Source organism: Lentzea sp. NPDC004782 (assembly GCF_040609115.1).
Lineage (GTDB): Bacteria > Actinomycetota > Actinomycetes > Mycobacteriales > Pseudonocardiaceae > Lentzea.
In genome coordinates this window covers 42,094-61,137 of record NZ_JBEXJN010000036.1, presented here as the reverse complement: position 1 = coordinate 61,137, position 19,044 = coordinate 42,094, and the positions used below count along the sequence as shown (strand labels likewise).

The 19,044-nt window shown below is 70.0% G+C and carries 20 protein-coding genes; 15 read left to right on the top strand and 5 right to left on the bottom strand.

Annotated elements, in window-relative coordinates; translation table 11 throughout:
- Window positions 1-31: 31 nt before the first annotated feature.
- From rpsF to dnaB, 5 genes are all read left to right on the top strand, one after another.
- Window positions 32-340, top strand: a complete 309-nt coding sequence (rpsF, locus tag ABZV40_RS29395; RefSeq protein WP_355448445.1) for a 30S ribosomal protein S6 — start codon at window positions 32-34, stop codon at window positions 338-340.
- Between the two features lie 29 nt (window positions 341-369).
- Window positions 370-870 carry a single-stranded DNA-binding protein gene (locus ABZV40_RS29390; RefSeq protein ID WP_204761238.1) on the top strand — a complete coding sequence of 167 codons (501 nt, stop codon included), beginning with the start codon at window positions 370-372 and terminating at the stop codon, window positions 868-870.
- Between the two features lie 57 nt (window positions 871-927).
- Window positions 928-1,167, top strand: a complete 240-nt coding sequence (rpsR, locus tag ABZV40_RS29385) for a 30S ribosomal protein S18 (protein WP_030465683.1) — start codon at window positions 928-930, stop codon at window positions 1,165-1,167.
- An 18-nt stretch (window positions 1,168-1,185) separates the two neighbouring features.
- Complete coding sequence (gene rplI, locus ABZV40_RS29380) at window positions 1,186-1,644, top strand: 50S ribosomal protein L9 (protein WP_112276253.1); 459 nt, start codon at window positions 1,186-1,188, stop codon at window positions 1,642-1,644.
- 633 nt (window positions 1,645-2,277) lie between these two features.
- Window positions 2,278-4,305 carry a replicative DNA helicase gene (dnaB, locus tag ABZV40_RS29375; protein ID WP_355448549.1) on the top strand — a complete coding sequence of 676 codons (2,028 nt, stop codon included), beginning with the start codon at window positions 2,278-2,280 and terminating at the stop codon, window positions 4,303-4,305.
- On the opposite strand, the gene ABZV40_RS29370 is transcribed toward dnaB, so the two are convergent.
- A complete protein-coding gene (locus ABZV40_RS29370) occupies window positions 4,302-5,045 on the bottom strand; it encodes a PIG-L deacetylase family protein (protein ID WP_355448440.1) in 744 nt (247 codons plus the stop codon). The genes dnaB and ABZV40_RS29370 overlap by 4 nt on opposite strands.
- 50 nt (window positions 5,046-5,095) lie before the next feature.
- Here ABZV40_RS29370 and ABZV40_RS29365 point away from each other — a divergent pair, with 50 nt between their 5' ends.
- From ABZV40_RS29365 to ABZV40_RS29340, 6 genes are all read left to right on the top strand, one after another.
- On the top strand, window positions 5,096-5,566 hold the full coding sequence (locus ABZV40_RS29365; RefSeq protein ID WP_355448437.1) for a GNAT family N-acetyltransferase: 471 nt from the start codon (window positions 5,096-5,098) through the stop codon (window positions 5,564-5,566).
- Window positions 5,557-6,273: an MBL fold metallo-hydrolase gene (locus ABZV40_RS29360; RefSeq protein ID WP_355448434.1), complete on the top strand. Its 717-nt coding sequence runs from the start codon at window positions 5,557-5,559 to the stop codon at window positions 6,271-6,273. The genes ABZV40_RS29365 and ABZV40_RS29360 overlap by 10 nt, the downstream gene beginning before the upstream one ends.
- 48 nt (window positions 6,274-6,321) lie before the next feature.
- Complete coding sequence (locus ABZV40_RS29355; RefSeq protein ID WP_355448431.1) at window positions 6,322-6,525, top strand: helix-turn-helix domain-containing protein; 204 nt, start codon at window positions 6,322-6,324, stop codon at window positions 6,523-6,525.
- Window positions 6,522-6,974: a Clp protease N-terminal domain-containing protein gene (locus ABZV40_RS29350; RefSeq protein WP_355448428.1), complete on the top strand. Its 453-nt coding sequence runs from the start codon at window positions 6,522-6,524 to the stop codon at window positions 6,972-6,974. Before ABZV40_RS29355 ends, ABZV40_RS29350 begins: the two co-directional genes overlap by 4 nt.
- Window positions 6,971-7,270 (top strand): DUF998 domain-containing protein, encoded by a 300-nt coding sequence (locus tag ABZV40_RS29345; protein ID WP_355448425.1) that lies wholly within the window; start codon window positions 6,971-6,973, stop codon window positions 7,268-7,270. Before ABZV40_RS29350 ends, ABZV40_RS29345 begins: the two co-directional genes overlap by 4 nt.
- 83 nt (window positions 7,271-7,353) lie before the next feature.
- Window positions 7,354-7,710, top strand: a complete 357-nt coding sequence (locus ABZV40_RS29340) for a hypothetical protein (RefSeq protein WP_355448422.1) — start codon at window positions 7,354-7,356, stop codon at window positions 7,708-7,710.
- Between the two features lie 71 nt (window positions 7,711-7,781).
- On the opposite strand, the gene ABZV40_RS29335 is transcribed toward ABZV40_RS29340, so the two are convergent.
- The 3 genes from ABZV40_RS29335 to ABZV40_RS29325 all read right to left on the bottom strand — a co-directional run bounded on the left by ABZV40_RS29335 (window position 7,782) and on the right by ABZV40_RS29325 (window position 14,122).
- Window positions 7,782-10,850 carry a chaplin family protein gene (locus tag ABZV40_RS29335; RefSeq protein WP_355448419.1) on the bottom strand — a complete coding sequence of 1,023 codons (3,069 nt, stop codon included), beginning with the start codon at window positions 10,848-10,850 and terminating at the stop codon, window positions 7,782-7,784.
- Between the two features lie 188 nt (window positions 10,851-11,038).
- Window positions 11,039-11,797 carry a hypothetical protein gene (locus ABZV40_RS29330; protein WP_355448417.1) on the bottom strand — a complete coding sequence of 253 codons (759 nt, stop codon included), beginning with the start codon at window positions 11,795-11,797 and terminating at the stop codon, window positions 11,039-11,041.
- Window positions 11,798-11,944: 147 nt separating this feature from the next.
- Window positions 11,945-14,122 (bottom strand): hypothetical protein, encoded by a 2,178-nt coding sequence (locus ABZV40_RS29325; protein ID WP_355448414.1) that lies wholly within the window; start codon window positions 14,120-14,122, stop codon window positions 11,945-11,947.
- A gap of 80 nt (window positions 14,123-14,202) precedes the next feature.
- Between ABZV40_RS29325 and ABZV40_RS29320 the strand changes: the two genes are divergently transcribed.
- Entirely contained in the window at window positions 14,203-15,354 is a 1,152-nt protein-coding gene (locus ABZV40_RS29320; RefSeq protein ID WP_355448412.1) for an AI-2E family transporter, read from the top strand.
- Here ABZV40_RS29320 and ABZV40_RS29315 read toward each other — a convergent pair.
- Entirely contained in the window at window positions 15,351-16,547 is a 1,197-nt protein-coding gene (locus tag ABZV40_RS29315; protein ID WP_355448409.1) for a diguanylate cyclase, read from the bottom strand. The genes ABZV40_RS29320 and ABZV40_RS29315 overlap by 4 nt on opposite strands.
- 141 nt (window positions 16,548-16,688) lie before the next feature.
- Between ABZV40_RS29315 and ABZV40_RS29310 the strand changes: the two genes are divergently transcribed.
- From ABZV40_RS29310 to ABZV40_RS29300, 3 genes are read left to right on the top strand one after another with little or no spacing between them, the layout of a single operon-like run.
- Entirely contained in the window at window positions 16,689-17,849 is a 1,161-nt protein-coding gene (locus tag ABZV40_RS29310) for a DUF5931 domain-containing protein (protein WP_355448406.1), read from the top strand.
- A gap of 11 nt (window positions 17,850-17,860) precedes the next feature.
- On the top strand, window positions 17,861-18,508 hold the full coding sequence (locus tag ABZV40_RS29305) for a response regulator transcription factor (RefSeq protein ID WP_355448547.1): 648 nt from the start codon (window positions 17,861-17,863) through the stop codon (window positions 18,506-18,508).
- On the top strand, window positions 18,505-19,038 hold the full coding sequence (locus ABZV40_RS29300; protein WP_355448403.1) for a DUF1707 domain-containing protein: 534 nt from the start codon (window positions 18,505-18,507) through the stop codon (window positions 19,036-19,038). The genes ABZV40_RS29305 and ABZV40_RS29300 overlap by 4 nt, the downstream gene beginning before the upstream one ends.
- Window positions 19,039-19,044: the final 6 nt, after the last annotated feature.

Here is a 19,044-nt window from a genome sequence, read left to right as displayed (position 1 = left end):
GCCGCGAGTCCACAGGAGGTGAGTGGTCCTCATGCGTCATTACGAAGTGATGGTCATCCTCGACCCCAGCCTTGACGAGCGCACGATCGCGCCGTCTCTCGACACGTTCCTCAACGTCATCCGCACCACGGGCGGCAACGTTGAGAAGGTCGAGGTGTGGGGCAAGCGCCGGCTGAGCTTTGAGATCAACAAGAACACCGAGGGTATCTACGCGGTGCTCGACCTGACCTCGACTCCCGACGCGGTGAAGGAACTGGACCGCCAGCTCGGTCTGCAGGAGACGGTGCTCCGGACGAAGGTCCTGCGCCGCGAGCCCGCCAAGTCGGCCACCAAGGCCTGACGAACCTCGATTAGGGGAGCTCCCAAGACATGGCTGGTGAGACGACGATCACGGTGGTCGGGAACCTGACCGCCGACCCGGAACTCCGCTTCACCCAGAGCGGTGCCGCGGTGGCGTCCTTCACGGTCGCTTCCACGCCCCGCACCTTCGACCGCCAGTCCGGCGAGTGGAAGGACGGCGAAGCGCTGTTCCTGCGGTGCAACGTGTGGCGGCAGGTCGCCGAGAACGTGGCCGAGTCGCTCACCCGCGGTTCGCGAGTGCTCGTCACCGGGCGGCTGCGCCAGCGTTCCTTCGAGACGAAGGAAGGCGAGAAGCGCACCGTCGTGGAGCTGGAGGTCGACGAGATCGGCCCCTCGCTGCGCTACGCGACCGCGAAGGTCAACAAGGTCAGCCGTGGAGACGGCGGCGGTGGCGGCGGCTTCGGCGGCGGTCCCTCGCAGTCTCGTGGCGGTGGCGCACCTGCTGACGACCCGTGGGGTTCCGCCCCGCCGGCCGGCTCGGGTGGCTTCGCCGACGAGCCCCCCTTCTAGACCGCTGCACCGGTCATCCAGAACTTGATCACTGCGTATTCCAGGAGTTAGAGACACATGGCCAAGCCGCCTGTGCGCAAGCCCAAGAAGAAGGTCTGCGCCTTCTGCAAGGACAAGAGCGCGAACCTGATCGACTACAAGGACACGACGCTGCTTCGGAAGTTCATCTCCGACCGCGGCAAGATCCGTGCCCGCCGCGTCACCGGCAACTGCTCGCAGCACCAGCGCGACGTCGCTGTTGCCGTGAAGAACGCCCGTGAGATGGCCCTGCTGCCCTACACCTCGACCGCTCGCTAAGAGAAGGGAACATTCGCGATGAAGCTCATCCTCACCGCTGACGTTTCCGGCCTTGGCGCGCCCGGCGACATCGTCGAGGTCAAGGACGGTTACGGCCGCAACTACCTGCTCCCGCGCGGTCTCGCGATCGTCGCGACCCGCGGTGCGCAGAAGCAGATCCAGGTCATCCAGCGCGCGCAGGACACCCGCCGCGTGCGCGACCTGGACCACGCCAAGGAGCTCAAGGCCAAGCTCGAGGGCCTGGGCGGCGTGACGCTGACCGCGAAGGCCGCGGCCGGCTCGAACAAGCTGTTCGGCTCGATCACCACCGCCGACGTGGCGGCGGCCGTCAAGAAGTCCACGGGCGGCCTCGTCCTGGACAAGCGCGCCATCGAGCTGCCGGGTCACATCAAGACCACCGGCAAGCACTCGGTCACGGTTCGCCTCCACCCGGAGGTCACCGTCGCTCTCCCGCTCGTGGTGACCTCGGCCGAATAGGCCCACCCGCAGACGGCCACCTGCCGCTGATGCCTGAGGCACGCGGGGGCCCCGCGTTTCCCTGAAGGAAACGCAGGGCCCCCGCGTTCCGAGCGAACGTGCGGCGAAGCTCGTCTGGTGGTTTCGGTTTGCTGAAGCGCCGCCCACCCGGAATGCTCCGGGTGGGTGGCGCTTTCGCTCGTTCGGACCAGTGCCGTTCTGTCCACGTCCTGTGGATAACCTGCGCGCACGGCAGGGTTGCGACACGCCGAAGACGGTGTTTTCCGCGACACGCCGAGACTGTGGCGCACAACTTTTTCCACAACTTGTTCACAGCCTCTGAGCTGCAGTTACTTCTGTCACTCCACCGGTTGTCAACAGGTTGTCCCCAGTGCCTTCGCCCCTGTGAGCAACCATCCACAGGTTGTCCCCCAGTTGTCCACAGGGCGATCCACACGCTGGTTTGCTTGCTCCGGACGGGTCCCTCTAGCGTCGCGACTCGGGCGGCGACCATCGCGCAGCGTGGCCGCCCGAAATTGTCGGTGCCGCGCGGTACAACTAGGGCCTGTACCGAAAGGTCCGGACGGACATGGGCACCGGCTCTCGACTCTTCGCAGGGGTGATTTGGCAGTGGCGCTGGTGGACGACCGGGGTATGGCGGAGCCCGGATTCGAGCGTCAGCCGCCGCAGGACCTCGCCGCTGAGCAGTCGGTGCTGGGCGGCATGCTGCTGTCCAAGGACGCCATCGCGGACGTCATCGAGGCGCTCGCGCCGAACGACTTCTACCGGCCCGCGCACCAGGCGATCTACGACTGCATCCTCGACCTGTACGGCCGCGGCGAACCCGCCGACCCGATCACCGTCTCCGCCGAGCTGGAGCGGCGCGGCGAGCTGCTGCGCGTGGGTGGCGCGCCGTACCTGCACACGTTGATCGCGACGGTGCCGACGGCCGCGAACGCCGGCTACTACGCCGAGATCGTCGCCGAGAAGGCGGTGCTGCGGCGGCTGGTCGAGGCGGGCACGCGCATCGTGCAGCTCGGGTACAACGGCGCCGAGGGTGCGGACGTCGACGAGGTGGTCGACCGCGCGCAGGCGGCGATCTACGAGGTCACCGACCGCCGCACGACCGAGGACTACGTGGCGCTGGAGGACCTGCTCCAGCCGACGATGGACGAGATCGACGCGATCGCGTCCCGCGGCGGCATCTCGCAGGGCATCCCGACGGGCTTCGCCGACCTCGACGAGCTGACGAACGGCCTGCACGGCGGCCAGATGATCATCGTCGCCGCGCGTCCCGGTGTCGGCAAGGCGCTCGCGCTCGACACCCCGCTGCCCACCCCGTCGGGCTGGACCACGATGGGGGAGGTCGCCGTCGGCTCGTACCTGATCGGCGCGGACGGCCGCCCGACCCGCGTGGTCGCCGCGACCGAGGTGATGACGGGCCGCCCGTGCTTCGAGGTGGAGTTCTCCGACGGCACGGTGATCGTGGCCGACGCGGAGCACCAGTGGCTGACCGAGTCGTGCAGCGAGACCGGTGGTTTCTGGGCGATCCGCACGACGGCGCAGCTGTTCCAGCGCGTCGGCGTGTGCCGCGTGTTCGTGCGCATGTCGGCGGCCTGGGAGCTGCCCACCGCCGCGCTGCCGCTGTCGCCGCGCGCACTGGGCCTGTTCCTGTCCGGCCTGGGCGACCTCGAACTGACCGACGACGAACTGCGCGTGGCCAAGGACCTCGACCTGGCCGACGACCCGCACATCCCGGCCGCGTACCTGCGGGCGTCCCGCAGGCAGCGCGCGGAACTGCTGGCGTCACTGCAGGTGGACGGCCGGTTCGCGCGCCTGCGCCGGGACGTCGACGAGCTGGTCGCCAGCCTGGGCGGGCACGACCAGGTGGAGATCGTGGCGGTGCGCCCGGTCGCGTCGGTGCCCGTCCGCTGCGTGGAGGTCGACAACCACGACCACCTGTACCTCGCGGGCGAGACGATGATCCCGACCCACAACTCGACGCTGGGCCTCGACTTCGCCCGCTCGTGCTCGGTGAAGCACGGCCTGACCAGCGCCATCTTCAGTCTGGAGATGAGCCGCACCGAGATCGTCATGCGCATGCTCTCCGCCGAGGCCCGCATCCGCCTCGGCGACATGCGAGGCGGCAAGATGAGCGACGACGACTGGACCCGCCTGGCCCGCCGGATGAGCGAGATCAGCGAGGCGCCGCTGTTCGTCGACGACAGCCCCAACCTGACGATGATGGAGATCCGCGCCAAGGCCCGTCGCCTCAAGCAGCGGCACGACCTCAAGCTGATGGTCGTCGACTACCTCCAGCTGATGAGCTCCGGCAAGAAGTCGGAGTCCCGCCAGCAGGAAGTCTCGGAGTTCTCCCGCTCGCTCAAGCTGATCGCCAAGGAGCTCCACGTCCCGGTCATCGCGATCTCCCAGCTGAACCGCGGTCCCGAACAACGCACCGACAAGCGCCCGATGCTCTCCGACCTCCGCGAGTCCGGCTCGCTCGAACAGGACGCCGACATGGTCATCCTGATCAACCGCCCGGACGCCTGGGAACGCGACGACCCGCGCGCCGGTGAGGCCGACCTGATCATCGCCAAGCACCGTGCCGGCCCGACCGCCACCATCACCGTGGCGCACCAGCTGCACTACAGCCGCTTCACCGACCTCGCCCAGGCCTAGTCGAGCGTCAGGTCGGGCGGCGCGTGCAGGTCACGGGCCTGGAAGAGCACGGCGTGCTCGACACCCATGGCCTTGCCGCCCATCGCGGCGAGCACCGGGATGAAGTCGGCAGGGGTGGGATGACCGGGAATGGCGGCCAGGTAGGCGGCGTGCGCCTCCAGTGAAATGACGCCGCGGCGCAGCGACTCACCCGTGACGTCCACGCCGTGGGTCGCACCGCCCATGCCGGGGACGAGGTACCAGCGCGCGGAGTGCGGTTCCAGGCCTTCGTCGTCGATCTGCTCCGGGAAGATCCACCGGTTGCCGGCGTCGCGCACGGCGTCGAGCGTCGCGAGTCCGACCGCGCGGTGGTCGGCCTGCTCGAAGCCGTGCGGTGTGTCGATCGCGTAGTTGCAGCCGAGGACGACGTCGGGCTTGAACCGCCGGATCTCCCGGCAGATGTCCCGGCGCAGGTCGAGGCCGTAGACGAGCATGCCGTCCGGATGGTCGAGGACGGTCAGGTGACTGACGCCGACGGCGGCGCAGGCGGCCTGCTGCTCGGCCAGGCGCAGCCGTGCCGTCTCCTCGGGAGGGTTCGGCATGCCGGCTTCGCCTCGGGTGAGCAGCAGGTAGCCGACCTCGATGCCGCGCGCGGTCCAGCGGGCAACCGCCGCGGAAGTGCCGTACTCCATGTCGTCGGGGTGCGCGACGACGCAGAGCACCCGGTGAAAGGACTCCTCGGGCAGGGCAGGCAGTGTCATGTCTGCATCCTCCCGGTTTCCGGCGCGCCAGCCGGGTGGATCATGCTGGAATGAGCCCCTCCATCCGCCGGGCCGAACGCCGCGACGTTCCCGCCCTCGTCCGGCTGCGCCTCGCCAACGCCGAACGGCACGTCCAACTGGCGCCGGAGCTCTTCCGCCTCCCCTCAGCGGACGCCGTGCGCCGCCACTTCGAGCACGTCGTCGGTTCCGCGCTGATCTCGGTCGCCGAGGTGGAAGGCGAGGTGATCGGCATGGCGGAGGTCGTGCTCCTGCCCGACCCGCCCGACCACCAGATCCTGGTGCCGCGGCGGGCCGCCGACGTCCACACCGTGGTGCTGGACGGGTATCGCGGCCGCGGTGTCGGTCGAGCGCTGGTGACGGCGGCGGAGCGGATGGCCGCTGATCACGATGTCGCGATCACGTTCGCCACCATCTTCGCCGCGAACGACGACGCCGTCGGCTTCTACTCCGCGTCCGGTTTCGGGCCGCGCGGGATCGTGTTGAGCAAGCCGTGCGGCTGACGGTTCTCGGCAGCTGCGGTGCCTTTCCGGAGCCGGGCAGGGCGTGCAACGGGTTCGCCGTCGAGGAGTCGGGCTTCCGTCTCGTCCTGGACCTCGGTTACGGAACCTTGCCGCGTCTGCTGGATCTGTGGCCGACGGGGCCGGACGCCGTGGTGATCACCCACGAGCACCCCGACCACTGCGCTGACCTGCACGGGTTGTTCCGCGTGCGGCACTACGGGCGGCACGGGCGGCTGCCGTTGTACTGCCCGCCGGGCGTGCTCGACCGGGTGCAGGGGCTCGAACCCGACGTGTCGCTGCACGAGGTGTTCGACGTGTTCGCGTTGCCGGGCGAGTGGACCGTCGGTCCGTTTCGGTTGTCCGGGATCGACCTGCCGCACTTCGTCCCGAACGCGGGCATCCGCCTGGAGGGGAGACGAGTGCTCGCCTACACCGGAGACACGGGGCCGTCGCCGGCGTTGAGGGAGCTGGGCCGGGATGCGGACCTGTTCATCGTCGAGGCCACCGACCGGCCCGGCGACACCTCCGGCCTGCTGATGACGGCGAGAGCTGCCGGTTCGTGGGCGCGCGAAGCCGGGGCGCGACGGCTGATGCTGACCCACTTCTGGCCGGGCAACGACCGCACGGCCGCGGTGGCCGCAGCCCGCGAGTCGTTCGCTGGAGAGATCTTCAAAGCCGATGAAGGTGATGTTTACGCACTTGGATGACGTCAGGACACGTTGACGAGCTCAATTTGTCAGCCTGGCCTGACAGATGTGGACGAGCTCACGCGTCAGATCAACTCCGTCGACCCCGCCGTCAGCCTGCGGGCCGTCGGGGCGTTGCGCCGCCTCGCCGAGCAGGTCGAGGCGACCTCGGTGGCCCGTGCCAGGGAGCAGGGCTGGTCGTGGGAGCAGATCGGCGACGCGCTGGGCATGTCCCGTCAGTCGGTGCACGCCAAGTACCGGGGGACGTCGTGAAGCACCCGGCGAAGTCGGTCAGAGCGCGCGTGATCATGGCGGCCCAGGCGGAGGCCCAGCGCCGTGGCGACCGTCGGCTCTCCACCGAGCACCTGTTGCTGGGGGTGCTGCACGAGCCGGAAGCGGTGGCGGCGTTGGGGATCGACCTCGCTGCCGCACGCGCGGGGCTGGACGGCCTCGACCGGCAGGTCCTCGCCGCCATCGGCATCAACACCGGGGAGTTCTCGCCGGCCGCGGTGCCCGCCGCGACCAAGCGGCCGCCGTTGACCACCGCCGCCAGGGCGACGCTGCTGCGCGCGATCAAGCCGGTGCCGCGGGCCAGGGCGGTGCACCCGACGGCCGGGCAGTTCGTGCTGGCGCTGCTCGCCAACGATCGGCCGGACCCGGCCGCTGACCTGTTGACCCACCTCGGCGTCGACACCGCCGCCGTACGCGCGCGTTTGTCATGAACAGGCTGGTGCTCTGCGGTGTGCTCGCGGGGCCGCTCTTCGTGCTGACGTTCCTCGTCACCGGCGCGCTCGTGGTGGCGTTCGCCCTGAGTGCCCGCCCCGGCTTCTGGGGCACGCTGCTGATCAGCGGCATCGGCATCGGCCTGATCGGGTCCGGCGTCTTCACCACCGACCCGGTCAACGGCTATCCGCCCGGTAGCCCCGCGGTGTCCGAGTACACGTGGCACGGTCTGCTGCACGACCTGTTCGCCATCCCGACGTTCGTGGGCTGGCCCATCGCCTGCTCCAGCGCGTGACGATCACGATCGGGTTCACCTGGCTGACGGTCTTCGGCGCGGCAATGCTGGTCAACCGGCGTGAGCTCGGCTAAACACGGTTTGTGCTGCACGACCCGCTCACGGGCCTGCCCGGACACGCGCTGCTGCTCGACCGCTTGGAGCAGTCGCTGATCCGCGCCCGCACTCGCGGCACCCTCGTCACGCTGGTGCTCGTCACGGCGCCGGACTCGCTGCTGGAGTCGGCTCGCGTGCTGCGGCAGAACCTGCGCCCGGACTTCACCGTCGCCCGGTACCGCGACACGGTGCTGGCGGTGCTCGCCGAACACGACTTCGGTGACGGCTCGCCGATCTCGTCGCTGATCAGGCAGTTGGTCGGCGACGGCCCGCAGATCCACTGGGTCACGAGCGACGGCGACGCGGCGCCCGACGACGTGCTCGCGACCGCCGAACAGCACTGAGCCCCGGCGACACCGTCGTGTCGCCGGGGCTCAGCTTCTTACCGGAGGAGGGTGTTACAACCTGCGGGGTGTTACAGCGAGCCGGTCACCGTCTGGAACAGGTTGGCCGGGTCGATCATGGCGAGCGCCGGGGCGTTCACCGGGAGCTGCGGCAGCGAGCGCTCCTCAGTGTGCGGAACCAGGCCCTGGGTCGGGTTCAGGTTGAGACCCGAGATGGAGGCCGGGCCGTCCAGCGGCAGACCGGGCAGCGAGCGCTCGGTCGGCAGGGCCGGCAGCTGCACCGGAACCGGCAGGGCCGGCGCGGTCAGCGGCAGGGAGGGCAGCGAACGCTCGGTCGGGAGCGCGGGCAGCAGCGGCAGCGCCGGGATGCCCGGCAGCGAACGCTCGGCCGCGGCACCGGGGAGCAGGCCCTTGGCCGCGTCCAGCACCTGGCCCAGGGGCAGGCCCTGGACGTTCGGGTTCACGTTCGCGACGCCACCGGGGCCGGTCGGCAGCTCGGTGCGCTCCTTGGCGACACCGGGCAGCGCCGGGGTGGGCAGCTGGCCGGCCATCGCGGCCAGGTCGGCCGGGTTCGGCAGCGTGTTCACCGGCAGCTTGTCGATGCCGTGGAACGCCGGGACCTCGTCAGCCTTCATCAGGCTGTCCACGCCCTTGGGGAGCTGGATGCCCTTGAGCTGCGTGGCGCGCAGCGTGCTCGGGGCTTCCTCACCGGTGAGCTGGGTGTCCTTGTCCGTGCCCGCGGTGGTCGCCTGGCCGAGCACCTCGATCGGGATGTACGCGAGCTTGGCAGCCGCCTCGACCGGGACGGTCATCTCGCGAGCGGTCAGCGGACCGCTGCCGACCGTCTCCATGTTGCCGCCGGCCTGCTCGTGCGAGACCTTGTCCGTGGCCGTGGACGCCTGGCCGGCGGCCGCGATCGCGTCCGCGTAGACGCCGGCGACGGCGTTCGCGGGCACGTGGATCAGGTTGCCCGAGACCGACGCGTCCTTGGCGGTGGAGGCGCTGTTGCCACCCGCCACGACGTTGGTGGCGGTGGTCGTGTCGGAGCCGGTGATGCCCGCCGCGGAGACCGAGTTGCCCGGGACCGGCACGAACGGCACGGCCTGCGCACCGATCAGGTTGCCGGAGACGGAACCGCCGTCGCCGTTGCTGTCGACGTCGCCACCGGCGACCGAGCTGATGTCGTTCTTGGTGACGGAGTAGACGTTGCTGCCGCCACCGACGGCCCAGCCGGCGACCTGCGTGGCCGACGAGACCGGAGCCGAGATGACGTTGCCGGCGATGGAGCCCTTCTCACCGGTGGTGAGAGCGTCGCCGCCCGCCTTCATCTTGGTGGCGTTGTCGGCGACCACGTCGTTGTTGCCGACGAGCGTCACGCCGTCGCCGAAGACCTGGGCCGGCGTCGAGGTCGGAGCCTGGACGATGTTGCCGGCGACCGAGCCCTCCTTGCCGGTGGCCTTCGGGGCGCCACCCGCGATGACCGAGGTGTCGTTCTTCGAGTCGGTCGTGGTGTTGCCCACGAGACCTGCGGTGAACCCGAAGACCTGCGCCGCGGCGGCGGTCGGGGCGGTCACGATGTTGCTCGAGACGGTGCCCCTGTCGTCCTGCGCGTTCGGCTGGCCGCTGGAACGGACGTTCTTGGTCTCGTTCGCGGTGCCGGTCGCCTGGCCGGCGCCCGCGGCGGCCAGGCCGTAGACCTCGGCCGGAGCGGCGAACGGGGCCTGCACGATGTTGCCGGAGCCCACCGAGTCGTTGCCCGTGTTGCCCTGGTAGCCCGCCGTCGTCGACTTGACGTCGTTGGTGCAGGTGCCGGCTGCCTGACCGCCGCCGGCGGCACCGTTGCCGCACACGTCCACGGCGGTGGCGGGCGGGGCGTCGACGATGTTGCCGGACAGGACCGACTTGTCACCGACGGTGTAGTCGGCGCCACCGGCGGTCGACGTGGCGTCGTTCTTGTGGTCGGTCAGCGCGTTGCCGATGACCGCGGCGCCGTTGCCACCCGCGGCGGTGGGCAGCGAGATCGGGGCGTCGGCGATGTTGCCGGAGCCCGTGGAGCCCGTGCCGTTGGTGTTGGTCTGGCCACCGGCGGTCGACTTGTTGATCGTGTCGCTGACCGCGGTCGAGTTGCCGGCGCCGGCCGCGGAGTTGTCGTCGACCGTGATCGGGCCGGCGAGCGCGGGCTCCACGATGTTGCCGGCGAGCGTGGCGGGGTCACCGTCGGTGCGCGTGATGCCGCCGGCCTTCGCGGTGCCGGTCTGCGTCGACTCGGTGGCGGCGTTGGCCGCACCGGCGACCGCGTTGCCGTTGACCTCGGCCAGCGGGGCCAGCGGGATCGGCACGGCGTTGCCGGAGATCGAGCTGTTCTTGCCGCTGGTGACGACGGCGCCGTCGGAGGTGGCGACCGTGTCGGCGGTGGACTTCGCGTCGGCGATGCCGAGGCCGCCCACGCCGTTGCCGGTGATCTGGATCGGCGTCGCGCCCTGCTCGGCGGCGACGTTGCCGGAGACAGCGCCCCTGTCACCGTTGGTGGTGATGTCGCCGCCGGTCGTCGAGACCTGCTCGGCGGTGGTGTTGGTGGTGGCGTTGCCGCCTGCCGCGATGGCGTTGCCGGTGATCTGGATCGGCAGCACGTGGTTGACGGCGACGACGTTGCCGGCGAGCGCCTGGCCCGCGCCGTTCGTGACGATGGTGCCGTCGCGGTGCGTTTCCTGCGTGCAGTCGCCGGCCGCCTCGGAGTTGCCGAGGGCCGCGATCGCGTTGCCGCAGATGTCGATCGGCACGTCGACGTGCGCCTGGACCGTGTTGCCGCGGAACAGGCCCTGCGCGGCGGTGCCCTGGAGGCGACCGGCGGCCTGCTTGATCAGGGGGTGCGCGACCGGAGCGGCCGAGCGAGCGGGCACCGCGCTGGTGACACGGTCCGTGCTGATCGTGCGGTCGATCTTGGGCACGTTCAGGCTCTTGACGGGGGTGCCCAGGTTGTTCTGGTCCACCTTCACCGGAACCGAAACGCCCGCGTCAACAGGGGACGGCGCTGCGTCGGGGTTGACGTTCTCCTGGGCAGAAGCGATGCCCGTACCGAGCATCAGCAAACCACCAGTGACAAACGCGGACTGGATTCCGCGCTTTGCCCAGGTCTGCATTGGATCTCCTTCCAAAGTCCCCTGCGATCAGGGGGGTTCATGGGGGTGGGGCCGGACACGCCGGGGGAAGGGCGCGTCATCACCGGGGAGTCGCACGCGGTGATCGACCGGAAGGAGCGCAGGAAAAAAGCGCGACGGTCGACTTCCGGACAGCCGGGGAGGTGGCTGCCGCGGACCGCGCGCTGAAATCAGTCGGGGTTGATACCGGGCTGCTTGCCCGGCGTCACGGTCACCTCGTCGGTGGACGGCGCGAGTGCGCGCGTCACCGAGGTGCCGTGAGCGTTGCCGGACGCAGCCAGAGCAGCGATCGTGCTGCCCTTGGCCGAACCAGGACCGTCGGAGCACGAAGTGCACTGCACCGGCGCGGGGGCCGGGACGGGCAGCTTCGGCAGAGGGTTGGTCGGCAGGGACGGGTGCTGCGTGAAGGGCACGACGAAGTCGTTGTGCCCCAACAGGTCCGTCCACGAGGCACCGGACGGTCCGGTGTACTGCGAAGCCTGCGCGACCGGCGACTGTCCGGTCTCGGAGGCGGGAGCCGGGGTCTGGGGGAAGGTCACGTCCATCGACCGCTCGGTGGCGGCAGCCTGGTCCTGACCGATCCTCGTGACCTGGGGCAGGACCCGCGCGGCGATCTGGTCGACCGCCTGCTGAACCTGCACCTCCGGCAGCGCGGCACGAGCTTTCTGCTGCTCGGCGCGCAACGTCTCGTCGATCTTGTGCACTGCGGTGGCAGCAGGGACGACGACCGGCAGCTGCTCGTCCACAGAGACGATCTTGGTGACGACGTCGAACTGCTGCACGTCTTCAGCGGCCTGCGCCGAGGACGTGGAGAGCACCCAGGCGACGGCCGTACCCGCGATCGCACCACCGACGGCGAGCAGCGCTCGGGTGGCGAACCGGCGGATGCCGTTCGCTCCCGTCTTCGCTCGCAGATCGGCAGAGGACAACGCGGAAACCTCGCTACTCGGTGGCGCTCAGGGGATTCGCCGACGATCAAGGTGATCAAGTCGACGTCGGCGACTCTGCCAGTCCCGGCACCCCGAATGCACGCTCAGAGCGCTCGTTTAACTACATCGTGTGAACGCTCCTCGGCTTCAGATCCGCTTGAGCACGCGTGCCGCACCGGCCGCCGCGGTCGACGCCAGCACCCAGCCCACGGCGATGAGCAGCGACGAGATCCACTGCGACGCTCCGGTGAACCGCCACTTCCCGTCCTGGCCGAAGTCGATGATGGGGATCAACAGGTCGAGCGAGAGGAGCCAGGCGTTCCACACCGGGTCCTGGTCGGTGTTGAGCTTCGCCATCGGGTGCCAGTTGAACCACAGCGCACCGCCCAGCCAGAACACGCCGAGCCAGCAGATCGCGAGCCACGGCCGGTAGCCGTACCCGACCGTCCACCGCTGCACCGCGCCCCAGACCCGGCCGGCCCGGCCGAGCTCGGAGTAGCGACGGCGTTGCTTCTCCAGTTGGACCTTCTGCGCGAGCTCCTCCTCGCCGCCCTGCTGGTAGACGGCCGCGAGCTGCTCGTACGGCCCCGGCGCGAAGTCGGGCTGCACCTTGAGCAGCCACTTCAGCCGGGTCGCCACCGGCACCTCGGGATCGGCGGTGATGCCCGCGAACTCGAAGTCGTCGACGGCGACGCCGCCCTCCGCGTCCCACAGCCCGGGCCCGTCGGTGACCGAGACCGCCTTGAGCCTGCTCAGCACGACCTTGCCCTTGGGCTGCTGCCCCTCGGGGATGTGCAGCCGGAACTGGTGCACGGTGAGGCCGTAGGCGTTGAGCGCGATGTCGGCGGCGGTCGACCCGAGGTGCGAGTCGCTGAACGTGGCCATCTTGCCGACCTCGCCCAGCCGGATCCGGACGCCGCCGACCGCGGTGAACCCGCGGCTGCACAGGAGGTCCTTGCCGATGGTGATGGACCGGGCGTCGAGCGACGGCTTCTGCGTGCCGTTCGCGCGGAGCCTCGGCAACGTCAGCTGGGCGCCGGACATGTCGAGGGTGGAGCCGATGTTCGCGTTCTGCAGCCGGACCGAGCCCTTGGCCCTGAGCTCGCGCAGGAACAGCGTGCCGCCGATCTGCAGGCGGTCGGCGAACAGGACGTCGATGCCGGGCCCGTACAGCGACACCCCGGACATGCTGGCGCTGCCCATGATGTGCGCGTTCGACAACCGCACCTGGCCGTAGGTCTGCAACGGCAACGAGCGGACGCCCGCGCCGTTGATCGCGCTGCGGGCCTCGACGTCGCCCCGGACCTGCATGCCGTCCGCGTGCAGGGCGACCGGGATGCGGTTGGTGACGTCACCGGCGAGCTCCTCGGCCACCTCTCGCGGCCCGATGACCGCGCCGGAGAGCCTCAGGTACCCGCCGATGCTCGCGTTGGGCAGCCGGACCGTGCCGGTGCTGGTGAAGCCGTCGTCGAGCTCGACGTTGCCCTCGACCCGGACGCGGTCGGCCACCAGCGTCGCCGCCTCGTCGGCCAGTCCGTGCGGCAGGACGAGCACCTGGTTGTCGACGCGGTGGGTGGAGTGCAGCCGGGCGCCGGTGAACTCCAGGTTCCCGCCGACGCGCGCGCCGTCGAGCAGCACTCGTCCGTCCGCGGTGAACCGGCCGCCCTCGGCGTTGCAGAAGACGTTGCCCGCGACGACGATGCCGGACGCCTCCAGCGCGTCACGGCCGGTGTTGATCAGTCGTGCGCCGCCGAGGTGGACGCTGCCGCCGATCGCCGCGCCCCGCAGCCGCACTTCGCCGTTCGCCCGCATCGCGATGGCCTGGACGGAGCCGCTGACCCGCAGCCGCGCGCCGAGCAGGGCGTGCGAGGTGTCGCTTCGCAGCACCGACCCGGCCAGGCGCAGCGTGCCGTCGACGGCGGCGTCGGTGAGGTCGACCGTGCCGGTGCAGGTGAACCCGGCTTCGAGGACCAGGTCGCTGAAGACCCTGAGGTTGCGGCCCTGCAGTCCCGGTACGCGGGTGCCTCTCAGCCGCAGGCCGATCAGGCGGGCCATGCGCAGGTCGAGTGCTTCCTCGAACGCGCAGTGGGTGAGGTCGATGACGCGCGTGACGCGGGTGCCTTCGAGCTCGAACTTGCCGGTGATGCGGGCGTTTCGCAGCCGCAGCGCGGGCAACCCCTTGCGCGGCACGCGGTACATGCCGGTCAGCAACCCGGTGAGCACCTCACCGCGCACGCTCTGCCCGGTCAGGTCGATCTCGGTGCCTCCCGCGTAGGCCCCGGCGACCTGGCGTTCGACCTCGGTCAAGTCTTCGGGCTTGATCACAGTTCGTCCTCCCCTGACGAAACGGATCATCCCGATCAGCCTCCGGCTTGACCAGGGTCTGAACAGTTAACGTGAGGTACGTGAGCGCACCGGAGTCGGAGATCAGCAGCCGGGTACCACTGCTGCTGAGGGTAAGTGCCGCGCTGAGCTGGCGGTTCGTCGTCGTGGTGGCCGCGTTGTACGTGGTCGCGTATGTGCTGGGTTTCCTCGCCTCGATCGTGATCCCGGTCGCGATCGCCCTGCTGCTCGCCGCACTGCTGTCCCCCGGTGTGGCGAAACTCGTCGAATGGCGGGTGCCGCGCGGCGTGGCGACGACCGTGATGATGATCCTCGGCATCGGCGTGCTGGGCGGCGTGCTGACGTTCGTGATCAGCGAGTTCTCCCGCGGTCTGCCCGAGCTGCAGACGCAGGTGTCGGCGTCGCTCGACACCATCCAGCGGTGGCTGAAGGACGGGCCGGCGCACCTGTCGGACCAGCAGCTGCAGAACTACCTCAACGACATCGTCAAGACGATCAAGGACAACCAGGCCGAGATCACGTCCGGTGCCCTGACGACCGCCGCGACCCTGGGCGAGGCGCTGACCGGGCTGCTGCTCGCGCTGTTCACGCTGATCTTCTTCCTGCACGACGGGGACGGGATCTGGCGGTTCGTTATCCGTGCGGTGCCACGGGACGTGCGGTCCCGTGTGGACGTTGCCGGGCGACGCGGATTCGGTTCGCTCGTTTCTTATGTGCGGGCGACTGCCGCTGTTGCGGTCGTTGACGCGGTGGGCGTCGGTATCGGGCTGGCGATCATCGGCGTGCCTCTTGTGGTGCCGTTGTCCGCGTTGGTGTTCCTCGGCGCGTTCATTCCCATCATCGGTGCGGTGTTCACCGGTGCTGTCGCGGTGTTGATCGCGTTGGTGACCAAGGGACCGATCGCTGCTCTGGTGGTGCTGGCGGTGCTCATCGGCGTGATGCAGCTGGAATCGCACGTGCTGCAGCCGCTGCTGCTGGGACGGGCGGTGAAGCTGCACCCGTTGGCGGTAGTACTCGCGATCGCCGGCGGGTTGGTCGTGGGCGGGATCGCCGGGGCGCTGCTCGCGGTGCCGTTGCTGGCAGTGCTGAACTCCGGGATACGGTCGCTCGTGTCGGAGTCGGACGCCGAGGAGGACCCGTCACAGGTCGACGTGCTGGATCCGCAGGACACCGCGCCGAAGGACGACACGAGCGAACGGGTCAAGGACCTCTAGGCCATCGACACGAGGTTGCGGCCGTACGCCTTGGCCGCCAGCAGCGCCGCGTCGGCCGCCACCAGCAGGTCCGGCAGCTCGTAGCCGAACCGGGTGGTGGTGGCCACGCCGATCGACACGGTCAGGCCGCGCAGCTCGTACGGCTTGCCGTCGGTGGCCATCGTCGGCACCCGCAGTGCCGCCACGGCCTTGCGCACCCGTTCCGCCACCGACTCGGCCTCCTCGGGTGAGGCCTCGGGCAGCAGCACGACGAACTCCTCGCCGCCGAACCGGCCCACGAGGTCACCGCGGCGGACGGTGCCGCGCAGCAACAGGGAGATGGCGGCCAGCGCGGCGTCACCCGCGAGGTGGCCCACCTCGTCGTTGACCCTCTTGAAGTGGTCGAGGTCGAGCAGCATGACGGCCATCGGGCGCAGGCGGGCGGAGGCCTTCGTCAGTTCGTAACGGGCCCGGCTGTCCCAGTGCACGGCGTTGGCGAGGCCGGTTTTGGCGTCGCGCTGGGCGGAGCGGCGCCACTGCGGGAGCTGGGCGGCGCGTTCCAGCAGGGCCAGCGGCGGGCCGGCGATCAGGGCGTGGATGGCGTTGGACTCGGCCACGCAGCCCATGAGACCGCCGATCGACACCGCGACGATGCCGAGCACCACGTCGATCGGTTCGCCGACGTTCTCCTCGAAGCTCGCGCTGGGACGGCGGAGTTTGAGGCCCGCCGCGATCAGGGCCGCGCGCAGGGCCAGCAGGACGGTCGCGCCGAAGATCAGGACCAGGAGGTTGGCGTGCGGGTGCGTCCAGCCGACCAGGTAGCGGCTGGTGAAGACGGCGAGCGTGGTGGCGTTGAGGGTGAACAGCCAGCGGTGCGTTTCCGGGCGTTGCGCGAGCAGGCAGTGCAACGCGGGGCCGAAGAGGAGGAGCACCAGGAGGTTCGGTGGCAGGGCGAGGATTCCGGCCGTCAGGTACGAGAGGTGAGCCGCCCACGGGTTGCGCTCGGTCTCGCCGAGGCGGTGGCTGTAGATCGAACTGCCGATGATCACCGCGCCCGCCGTGCCCGCGATGGCGGCGAAACGGGCGATCTCGGAGGGCGACGGGGTGGGCGTGGTGATGATCACGTAGGCGACCAGGGCCAGCGCGGCCAGGTCGATGATCAACCAGTAGCAGAGCGCGGGCCGCCGCAAAGTCCACACCGGCCAGTCCCGCACCTGTATTGCCCTCCCCCCAACCGGGAGCGCTGCCCCGAACCCGGAGAGCGTCGCACATTCCTCCGTTCGGCAGAAGACGGCCACCTGGGGGTTAGCCAGCGCACGTTCACGCGGCAGGATGATGGCCGAAAGGAGCACAGCGTGCCCGAACTGCCTGCCGAACGTGTGACGAAGGTGATCGACGACCCGGCCACGCCGCTGTGGCGCGGGACGATTGCGCTACGCATAGTCACATTTCTGTTCGCGGCGGCGAACGTGATCGCGAACCAATCCGGCTACATCCGGCCGGAGCTCGCGTGGACGACGCTCGGGGTCATGGCGCTGTGGTCCGTCTTCACCAGCCGCGCGTACAGCACGACGTGGGGCAGGCGCTGGCCGTTGGTGCTCATCGACCTGGCCCTGGCCTGCGGGCTCATGTCGTTGTCGCCCCTGATCATGTCCGACCACCAGCTGCTGACCCTGAACGTGCCGCTGATCACCACGATCTGGGCGTGCGTGCCGGCGGTCGCGCTGGGCGCGCTCGGCGGACCCGCCGCGGGCTTCGCGGGCGGGCTGACGGTCGGCCTCTTCACCTACCTGTCCAAGGGCGTGCCGAGTCTCGACCTGCTGCGCGACATCGTGCTGCTGGCCGGTGCAGGCATGGTCGTGGGCATGGCGTCGGCGACGGCACGGCGTTCGGCGGTGCTGCTCGCCCAGGCGTTGCGCGCGGAAGCGGCGACGGCGGAACGGGAACGGCTCGCACGTTCGATCCACGACAGCGTGCTGCAGGTGCTCGCCCGCGTGCGCAAGCGCGGGCTCGAAGTCGGTGGCGAGGCCGCGGAACTGGCCAAGCTCGCCGGCGAGCAGGAGGTGGCGCTGCGGAACCTGGTCGCCGCCGCCCCGACCGACTCCACAGTGGACGGAGAGATCGACCTGCGGCCCGGCCTGCAGTTGCTCGCAACGCCCCGCGTTCAGGTGTCGACTCCGGCGACCCAGGTCATGCTGAAGGCGGCCACGGCCGGTGAGCTCCACTCGCTGGTCCGCGAGGCACTGTCCAACGTGGACAAGCACGCCGGTGCCGACGCACGGGCGTGGGTGCTGCTGGAGGACCTCGGAGAGGAAATCGTGCTCAGCGTCAGGGACGATGGTCCAGGCATCCCGGAAGGCCGGATCGCCTCCGCGGCCCGAGAAGGCAGGATGGGCATCGCGAAGTCGATCAAAGGCCGAGTGGAGTCGCTGGGCGGCACGCTGGAACTCCAGACCGGGCCGGGGGAGGGCACGGAGTGGGAGGTTCGGGTGTTCAGGAAGGGGGCGGCGAGGTGACGGTCTCGGTGATGGTCGTGGACGACCACCCGATGTGGCGCGAGGGCGTGGCACGGGATCTGCAGGAGCGGGGCTTCGAGGTCGTGGCGACCGCGGGAGACGCGGCCTCGGCCGTGCGCATCGCGAAGGCGGTGCGCCCGAACGTCGTCCTGATGGACCTCAACCTCGGCGAGCTGTCCGGCGTCGACGCGACGTTGATGATCACCAGCGAGCTGCCGGACACCCGCGTGCTGGTGCTGTCCGCGTCCGGCGAGCACGACGACGTGCTGCAGGCCGTGAAGGCGGGCGCGTCCGGCTACCTGGTGAAGTCCGCGTCCTCCGACGAACTGGTCGAGGCCGTGTCCCGCACCGCCGCCGGTGACGCCGTGTTCACCGCGGGCCTGGCCGGACTGGTGCTGGGCGAGTACCGGCGGATGGCCGCCGCACCGGACGGCTCGGAGGAGAAGCCGCAGCTCACCGACCGGGAGACCGAGGTGCTGCGCCTGGTGGCCAAGGGCCTGACCGCACGACAGATCGCGAACCGCCTGGTGATCTCCCACCGCACGGTCGAGAACCACGTCCAGTCGACTTTGCGCAAACTGCAACTGCACAACCGGGTGGAGCTGGCGCGTTATGCCATCGAGCACGGTCTCGACAGCGAACCGGAGGCAGAGAAATGACCGACCCCAGAGACTTACGCGTGTCCGACCCCGAACGCGAACACGTCGTCAGCCTGCTGAACAAGGCGGTGGGCCGCGGCATGATCACGCTCGACGAGTTCACCGCCCGCACCGACACCGCACTGGCCGCGGTGACGCGCGCCGACCTGAACTCGGTGCTCATCGACCTGCCCGGCATGGTCAACAACGAGGTCGCGCACGCGCGGACCGAGCTGAAGAACACGATGGGCACCACGGTCCGCAAGGGCCACTGGGTGGTGCCCCGCGAGCTGGTCATCCGCAACACGCTCGGCTCCACGAACCTCGACTTCACCTCGGCGGAGGTGCCGCCGGTCGTCAACATCGACCTCGACGTGTCGCTGGGGTCGGTGAAGCTGCTGCTGCCGCCGGGGTCGTCGGTGAACGTCGACGCCGTGGAGATCACGGCCGGCGAGCTGAAGGACAAGGTCCACAACCCCGTCGGCTCCCCGCACTTCCAGCTGCGCGGCCACGTGCGGGGCGGGTCGGTGCTGATCAAGCGCAAGCGCTGATCTGCG

Coding starts and splice junctions, on each gene's coding strand:
- rpsF (WP_355448445.1), top strand. CDS start 32: ATGCGTCATTACGAAGTGATGGTCATCCTCGACCCCAGCCTTGACGAG.
- ABZV40_RS29390 (WP_204761238.1), top strand. CDS start 370: ATGGCTGGTGAGACGACGATCACGGTGGTCGGGAACCTGACCGCCGAC.
- rpsR (WP_030465683.1), top strand. CDS start 928: ATGGCCAAGCCGCCTGTGCGCAAGCCCAAGAAGAAGGTCTGCGCCTTC.
- rplI (WP_112276253.1), top strand. CDS start 1,186: ATGAAGCTCATCCTCACCGCTGACGTTTCCGGCCTTGGCGCGCCCGGC.
- dnaB (WP_355448549.1), top strand. CDS start 2,278: ATGGCGGAGCCCGGATTCGAGCGTCAGCCGCCGCAGGACCTCGCCGCT.
- ABZV40_RS29370 (WP_355448440.1), bottom strand. CDS start 5,045: ATGACACTGCCTGCCCTGCCCGAGGAGTCCTTTCACCGGGTGCTCTGC.
- ABZV40_RS29365 (WP_355448437.1), top strand. CDS start 5,096: ATGAGCCCCTCCATCCGCCGGGCCGAACGCCGCGACGTTCCCGCCCTC.
- ABZV40_RS29345 (WP_355448425.1), top strand. CDS start 6,971: ATGAACAGGCTGGTGCTCTGCGGTGTGCTCGCGGGGCCGCTCTTCGTG.
- ABZV40_RS29335 (WP_355448419.1), bottom strand. CDS start 10,850: ATGCAGACCTGGGCAAAGCGCGGAATCCAGTCCGCGTTTGTCACTGGT.
- ABZV40_RS29305 (WP_355448547.1), top strand. CDS start 17,861: ATGGTCGTGGACGACCACCCGATGTGGCGCGAGGGCGTGGCACGGGAT.
- ABZV40_RS29300 (WP_355448403.1), top strand. CDS start 18,505: ATGACCGACCCCAGAGACTTACGCGTGTCCGACCCCGAACGCGAACAC.